Origin of the sequence: Exiguobacterium sp. s145, from assembly GCF_018618835.1 — a bacterium.
In the GTDB taxonomy this organism is placed as follows: domain Bacteria; phylum Bacillota; class Bacilli; order Exiguobacteriales; family Exiguobacteriaceae; genus Exiguobacterium_A; species Exiguobacterium_A artemiae.
This window is the reverse complement of the sequence record NZ_JACSMV010000035.1, coordinates 1-6,206: the sequence shown is the minus strand read 5'-3', so window position 1 is coordinate 6,206 and position 6,206 is coordinate 1. Positions and strand designations below refer to the sequence as shown.

Genomic DNA, 6,206 nt, shown 5'->3' with positions numbered 1-6,206 from the left:
TACCGAAACCTCGAACGATTCTTTTTGAGATTGCGCCTCGAGCTTGGTGGTTAAAATAGCAACCACGTGTTATGGTGATGAGCCATTTTTATGTAAATTACAATTGTATATACAGTTATAATTTGGAAAAGAGCTAGTTTTTTATGGGTTTGAAGAAGTTTACGTTAGTAGCTTGCATGATTCCTGCTGTTTCTTTAATCAGTACGACACAAGAATCAGCTAAAACTGTAGTTACATATGCAGGGGGAACGATGGATAAAGTTGGCTATACTGAATTACACAATCAGCAAATTGAAAGTACACAGACGATTTCTTCAGGTGGTGGTAACGTTTAAATTAGACCTTCTGGAATAAGTGGTACTAACACTTATGTTGTATGGCTTTACGAAACTGATGGCGATAAGATCAATAAACAGTTGATTAGTAAAAAATATGGCTATGGAACTAATCCATTGACTTGGGATATATCTAATTTTGTTGACGGAACAAACGGAAAAGCAGAAATCTTTGCGCATACAGGATATGCGAAATTAGAACAAGGTGTATATTTCACTTTTTACGATTGAACCGATTAGTGCTAATCTGAAACATAGCTTCAATTATATTTTTAAGTTTCATGATTTTACTAAAATATAGAAAAGCACAGTTTCAAAAACGGAACTGTGCTGGGCTAAATTTTTTTATCGATATTATCAAATAAATTAATGCAACTATTTACTCATTTTCAATTTCAATAATAGGCTCAGTTACCTCACCGTTTGAAGAATCTTCAATAAATTCTTCTACACTTTCACCATCGACAGATTGATTATCGACTTCTTGATTGATAATCTCATTATCTACATTGAATTTGCCGCTAGGTCCACTAATCATGATTAACTTTTCCTCATTGTTATTATCTATAACTTTCTTTAAAAATAGAACGTATTCATCACCTATTTTCATTAAGGGGTGTCCTTCAAACTCTAATTCTGTGTTTCCATCTTGAGTAACTATTAATTGTTTAGTATTTTCTACATTACTATTACTTTTCCAATACTCTTCGACATTAATTTTGAAATCAGTAAACGGAATATCTGTATTCTCCGTATACTCTTGCATGACTGAATCAATTGTGCCTTTAATTACTATATCAGCTTCTTGAAAAGCCTCTTCATTGGTTGTATCAGGAAAAACGGCACTTTGAGAAATAACTTTTTCTTTTCCGTCAGCAACTCTTTCATTTAATTCTTTAACTTTCTTTAAAGCAATATCATTAGGCGATTGTTTTGATCTAACTTCTGTATGTAATGTCGAATTTTCTTTCGGTGTATCATTAATATAAATAGTTGTTCCAATCCCTAAAGCTAAAATCCCTGCTGTAATCGCTAATTTCTTTGTAATCATTAATATTCCCTCCTTTTAATAGATGTAGTTAAATCCAGTCTTATCTGATTTTTGCATCGTTCTCGTTCCGTTATCTTCTCCAAACATTAATTTTCCGTTATTTTTTTCTTCATATAAATCAGCCAAACCAAATACGTGACCAATTTCATGTGCAGAAACAGTTGTCCAGCTCTCAGCTTCTTTGGCACTATTAAACTGTATTCTCCATCTTTGTGGATGGTCTTTGCTAGTACTATAAAATGTTCTTCTAGCGACCCAAGTGGCAGATTTTGAAGAATAACTTTCAATAAAATTCTCCGATTTCCCTACAGAAACTTTACTAATAGAAAATTTATCATCGGATTCTTTTTCGAATTTATTCACACCTTTTAAAAAACGAGCTTCCCAAGTATCACTTGTAGCTTCAAAATATTTGGTACTTGTTCCCGACCAATGTGCACCAACATATTTCCATCCTTTACTTTCTGAACCGGCACTAGGTAAATCATGGGCTTGAGCATCAATCCCACTACTCATTACAATACATACAATCAAACCAAAAGTAACCTTCTTCAAAGCAATACCTCCTATTATTATGTTTTAGATACATAATATACCATATTAAAATACTTTTATTCAATAAAAAGGTACTAGATAGAGAATGACAATTATTCTCTATCTAGTACCTTTTCTAAAAGCCATCTTTTATTTTTTTTATCTTTCACAATAATATAATTATCTGTTCCTTTAACAGAATAGATAATTGATCCGACAGGAAAATGATTCGATTGATTATTCCCTTGAGGCATTTCACTTGCTTTTGTTTCTTTTATTACTTCACTAATTTTTTCTCCTTGTTGCTTTGATGCATCTAATTTAACTTCTGTCCCGTTATATTCTTTATTGTTAACAATTACAATCATTGCATAACTACCGGTTTCCTCTGTACCAGCCTGGCTACACCCAGCAAAAACCAACAAAAATCCGAATGATAAAATGACGAGTATTCTTTTCATAGCAACCTCCAAAATGTTATTTGTATAATTATAACATGCGAAAAAAAATTAACCAAAAAATTGTAATGATACAATGAATCCCTACCATCGTAACTTGTAGTCATTGTGTTGGATATTACCTACATCCCACTATTCGGACATCTTGAAGATTAACTGGTGTTACTCTAAGAAATCATTCAGATTATAAAAATGGACATATCCGTCGACGTACACAAAACGGTGTCGTTTTTCTTTTAAGAAAGCACGAGCGAATAATGAATGGATTTGTCCCAAATCCAAAGGCAGTGAGAAACCCGCAGTGGAACCGTTCACTGCGGGCAAGAGTCTGTGCATGGTCTCCTCTATAGGGAAGAGTGACATTCGTGAAGTAATGGTGAGTTTAGAAGTGATCGAATGGATAGAGGACTATGAACAGATAGTTGATCTAGATCGATTGATTATGACGTAGATGTTTCCGTCTGATCTTTCTATAGTAACGTAGACGACAAATGAGCTTTTGGGCTCATGCGACACAGGGCACGGAGCGTAAGAAGATAAGAAAATAAGTTTTGGGTAAATAAGGAATGAAGTAAAGAAGAAAGAATTCCATTTTGACATCGCGGTTTAGTCGATGCGAAGTAAAGAATAATAGATACACGATTCATTTTTAGTCTATATCCGCTTTACTTTTTTATCCTTTATATTAGATTAGAGGAGTAGTAAGGTGATTATTTCTACAGGCCATAATAACCAAAGGAGGGATACTTTGAAACGTATAGATGTAGCTTAAGCCCTGATTCATGATGAGAATGGGAACTTATTATTGGTAAAGAACGTCAAAGGCGATTCTTTTTACTGGAGTCCGCCAGGTGGAGCTGTGAAAAAAGATGAAACGCTCGAAGAGGCGGTCATTCGTGAAGTAAAAGAAGAGACAGGGTTTGAAAGTAAGGTCATCGGGATGCATTCCGTTAGAGAAGTCTTCTTCTCGGAGAAAGGACATCATGCATTAATCATTACCTTCTTCGTTCAGATCATCGGTGGAAGCATCGATATCATGGATCCGGATCAAGAAATCACGGATGTAAGTTGGGTGGACTACCAAACCGCGAAAGAACTGATGCCTTCACTGGTTGAAATGCTAAAACTGGATGCTGACATGGAGAAGGCGCCTGCATTCTATGAATTCGAGGGAGTACGTTGAGTATGGTTAGACGTTGAGACGATTTTAGACAAATGGCCAGGGGAAGGGGACAGTACTCCTTAGAATTACAGTCATTTTCTGATGGATGCGTTGAAAAATCATCTGAATGCTCGGTTAATTCCTTTGTTGATTCAGATAACGCTTATGCTTGTTTGAATCAATTCAGTTCGTACAGCTTTACTCCCGATTGTATGCTGTATTCAAGCAAACTAAGGAGGAATGAAGCAATGAGTACGGTTTTGATGGATGAGGAATCTAAAAAATGGAACGACATGATGGAACAGTCGCAAAAGGTGACAATACTCGATGCTCAGGTTCGGTTTGTGCGCGAAGTAGACGGTTGCATCGAGCATGTGACTTGGTTCGTTGATATTGATCTATTGCTCGCCTTCATTCAGCAACACTATCTGGACCAGACCTCTTGAAGGTCTGTTTTTTTGTGTGCTTTTTCGTTAGAAGGCTGCACCTAACAATAAAAAGTGACATGTGGGAAATATCCCCAACTTTATCCTGATGTTCACTGTATAATAAAAATAACTTACGAATAGAGAATGGAGCGATGCAAGATGAAACGAAAATGGATGGGTGCTAGTCTAGCGCTCGCGAGTGTTGGTTTATTAGTAGGACCGTTACAGAGCGCGGAGGCGGCGACACCGAAAATCAAGGTCCACTATATCGATGTCGGACAAGGTGATGCAATCTACATTAAGATGCCGAGTGGTGAGGATATCGTCATGGACGGTGGGAATAAAGGGAAGGGTGATGAGCTCGTCGCCTATCTGAAGAAACAGAAGGTCGGTGACATCGAGATGCTGATCTCGACGCATCCGGATGCCGATCATATCGGAGGACTCGATGAAGTCCTCGACTCGTTCAAGGTCAAGAGTGTCTATGCCCCGAAGGTCAAACATACGACGCAAGCCTATAAGGACTTCCTACTGGCCGTCAAACGCGAGAAGCTGACGATCAAGACAGCGAAGGCAGGAGTCTCGCTTCCTGTCAAAGGCGTGAAGGCACAGTTCGTCGGACCAGTCAAGGACTACGCGAACAGTGATCTGAACAACTGGAGTGCTGTCCTACACGTCGCCTATAAGAAAAACACCTTCCTCTTTACAGGAGATGCAGAATTGAAATCGGAGCAAGACATGATTGCGAAGAAGAAGACGCTCCGTGCGGACGTTCTCAAGGTCGGGCATCATGGGGCGAAGACCTCGACGAGCGCGACGTTCCTCAAATACGTCAAACCGAAATACGCCGTCATCAGTGTTGGAAAGAATGCCTATGGTCATCCGACGAAGGAAGTCGTGACGAACCTGAAGCGGGCGAAAGCGACGATGCTACGAACGGATAAGAGCGGCACGATCGTCTTTGAAGGTAACGGTTCATCGTACACAATCAAGAAATCGAAATGACGAAACGAAAAGGTATCGTCGATCGGATTGAGGGGAAATGGGTCGTCGTCGAGTTCGAGGATGGGATGCAAGACATTCTGATTTCTCGCTTTCCGATGACGGTGGAGTCAGGCGATGTTATCTGGATTGATGAATACGGTCATATCGAGAAGGATGATCGCGAACGGCAGCGACTCTCCAGTGAAATTGATGAGTTGATGGAAGAGCTATGGGAAGATTAATGAAATTACTTGATGGAGAAGCCTAATGGAGGACATGCTTAAAGAAACATGCTGGTTATATGATAATTTGCTTGAAAAACATCAAAAGTACGTAGTCGATGAAGTACTTTCTAAAATGGATAACGATATGCATAAAGATATGCTGGATAACTTTTGGAGAATCGACGAAGAAACTGGAGTGAAATTTCTTTAAAAAAAGCAATAATCGATGAAATCATATAAAAGGACAAGAGGTGATAGATGAAAACATCCTACTTCTTGCCCCTTTATATATTCAATCTCTTAAGATGGAATCTGCTTTTTTCAGCCGTTTTCTTATCTGTCTAATCCGTTTCAGACGGCATACTAGCTTGAACTTTTTTAATCTATTTACGTGTATAACCGAGTTGGTCTATTTCGATTATAGCGCCTGCTCTGTCCAACCTCACGTGAATCTTGTAACTGTAAATGCTGCCATTGATAAAGCTTCTAATCGTGAATTTGCTCCTGAGAATTAATTGTTATTTTTATCTTAAGTCAGACAGTAAAGTGATGAATCTATCTCTGGTAATATTATCAGAAGCCTCATTCTTGAGTTTTTTTAAGTGGGCTCTAACTTTAGTTTTTATATCTTCATCCATAAAGTTTGAAGTAGTTTGTTTCAAAAAACTGTACAACTCAAGGCTTACGTTTTTCTGTGATAGTAAATGATAAATTTCTAATTTATCTAAAATCAAAATTGGTTGCCCATTTAAAATATTTGCTGCTTTTTCATACAATTTGTTTTCAAAAGCATCAACAAAGGACTTTATGTTATTCAATTTAATTTCATGCAAAACTTTTACTTGTAGTTTTTGTATTATCTCATCTGTGAATAATTTTTGTTTGGAATAAGGGAATTTCAGATGTAAATCTTGATTAAAACTATATAGCTCTGAGATATTCTGTGTAATGCAAAATAGGAGTGCAGACTTGTGCGACGGAAACGTACACAGTTCTGCACTCCTTTTGCGAAAAAAGAAAAAGACTTGCC

At 37.6% G+C, this 6,206-nt stretch carries 9 protein-coding genes; 5 read left to right on the top strand and 4 right to left on the bottom strand.

Translation table 11 applies throughout. From position 1 onward, the window contains the following. The first annotated feature begins 143 nt into the window (after positions 1-143). The gene (locus KNQ07_RS15785; protein ID WP_214767941.1) at positions 144-335 is read left to right on the top strand and encodes a hypothetical protein; all 192 of its coding nucleotides are present in this window, start codon (positions 144-146) and stop codon (positions 333-335) included. Between the two features lie 379 nt (positions 336-714). Here the strand turns inward: KNQ07_RS15785 and KNQ07_RS15780 are convergent, their stop codons facing one another. The 3 genes from KNQ07_RS15780 to KNQ07_RS15770 form a co-directional block, all read right to left on the bottom strand. Beyond that, positions 715-1,386 carry a hypothetical protein gene (locus KNQ07_RS15780; RefSeq protein WP_214767939.1) on the bottom strand — a complete coding sequence of 224 codons (672 nt, stop codon included), beginning with the start codon at positions 1,384-1,386 and terminating at the stop codon, positions 715-717. Between the two features lie 15 nt (positions 1,387-1,401). Continuing rightward, the gene (locus KNQ07_RS15775; RefSeq protein ID WP_214767937.1) at positions 1,402-1,941 is read right to left on the bottom strand and encodes a zinc metalloprotease; all 540 of its coding nucleotides are present in this window, start codon (positions 1,939-1,941) and stop codon (positions 1,402-1,404) included. A gap of 92 nt (positions 1,942-2,033) precedes the next feature. After that, a complete protein-coding gene (locus KNQ07_RS15770; protein WP_214767935.1) occupies positions 2,034-2,381 on the bottom strand; it encodes a hypothetical protein in 348 nt (115 codons plus the stop codon). A gap of 772 nt (positions 2,382-3,153) precedes the next feature. On the opposite strand from KNQ07_RS15770, the gene KNQ07_RS15765 reads away from it, so the two are divergent. The 4 genes from KNQ07_RS15765 (at position 3,154) to KNQ07_RS15750 (ending at position 5,194) form a co-directional block, all read left to right on the top strand. Next, positions 3,154-3,561 carry an NUDIX domain-containing protein gene (locus tag KNQ07_RS15765; RefSeq protein WP_251139588.1) on the top strand — a complete coding sequence of 136 codons (408 nt, stop codon included), beginning with the start codon at positions 3,154-3,156 and terminating at the stop codon, positions 3,559-3,561. A 227-nt stretch (positions 3,562-3,788) separates the two neighbouring features. Beyond that, entirely contained in the window at positions 3,789-3,986 is a 198-nt protein-coding gene (locus tag KNQ07_RS15760) for a hypothetical protein (RefSeq protein WP_214767933.1), read from the top strand. A gap of 141 nt (positions 3,987-4,127) precedes the next feature. Beyond that, positions 4,128-4,973 (top strand): ComEC/Rec2 family competence protein, encoded by an 846-nt coding sequence (locus KNQ07_RS15755; RefSeq protein ID WP_214767932.1) that lies wholly within the window; start codon positions 4,128-4,130, stop codon positions 4,971-4,973. Next, positions 4,970-5,194 (top strand): DUF3006 domain-containing protein, encoded by a 225-nt coding sequence (locus tag KNQ07_RS15750; RefSeq protein WP_214767930.1) that lies wholly within the window; start codon positions 4,970-4,972, stop codon positions 5,192-5,194. The genes KNQ07_RS15755 and KNQ07_RS15750 overlap by 4 nt, the downstream gene beginning before the upstream one ends. A gap of 506 nt (positions 5,195-5,700) precedes the next feature. Here the strand turns inward: KNQ07_RS15750 and KNQ07_RS15745 are convergent. Next, positions 5,701-6,206 (bottom strand): hypothetical protein (locus tag KNQ07_RS15745; protein ID WP_214767927.1); only part of this gene is annotated, 506 nt, incomplete at its 5' end.

Coding starts and splice junctions, on each gene's coding strand:
- KNQ07_RS15770 (WP_214767935.1), bottom strand. CDS start 2,381: ATGAAAAGAATACTCGTCATTTTATCATTCGGATTTTTGTTGGTTTTT.
- KNQ07_RS15760 (WP_214767933.1), top strand. CDS start 3,789: ATGAGTACGGTTTTGATGGATGAGGAATCTAAAAAATGGAACGACATG.
- KNQ07_RS15750 (WP_214767930.1), top strand. CDS start 4,970: ATGACGAAACGAAAAGGTATCGTCGATCGGATTGAGGGGAAATGGGTC.
- KNQ07_RS15785 (WP_214767941.1), top strand. CDS start 144: ATGGGTTTGAAGAAGTTTACGTTAGTAGCTTGCATGATTCCTGCTGTT.
- KNQ07_RS15780 (WP_214767939.1), bottom strand. CDS start 1,386: ATGATTACAAAGAAATTAGCGATTACAGCAGGGATTTTAGCTTTAGGG.
- KNQ07_RS15755 (WP_214767932.1), top strand. CDS start 4,128: ATGAAACGAAAATGGATGGGTGCTAGTCTAGCGCTCGCGAGTGTTGGT.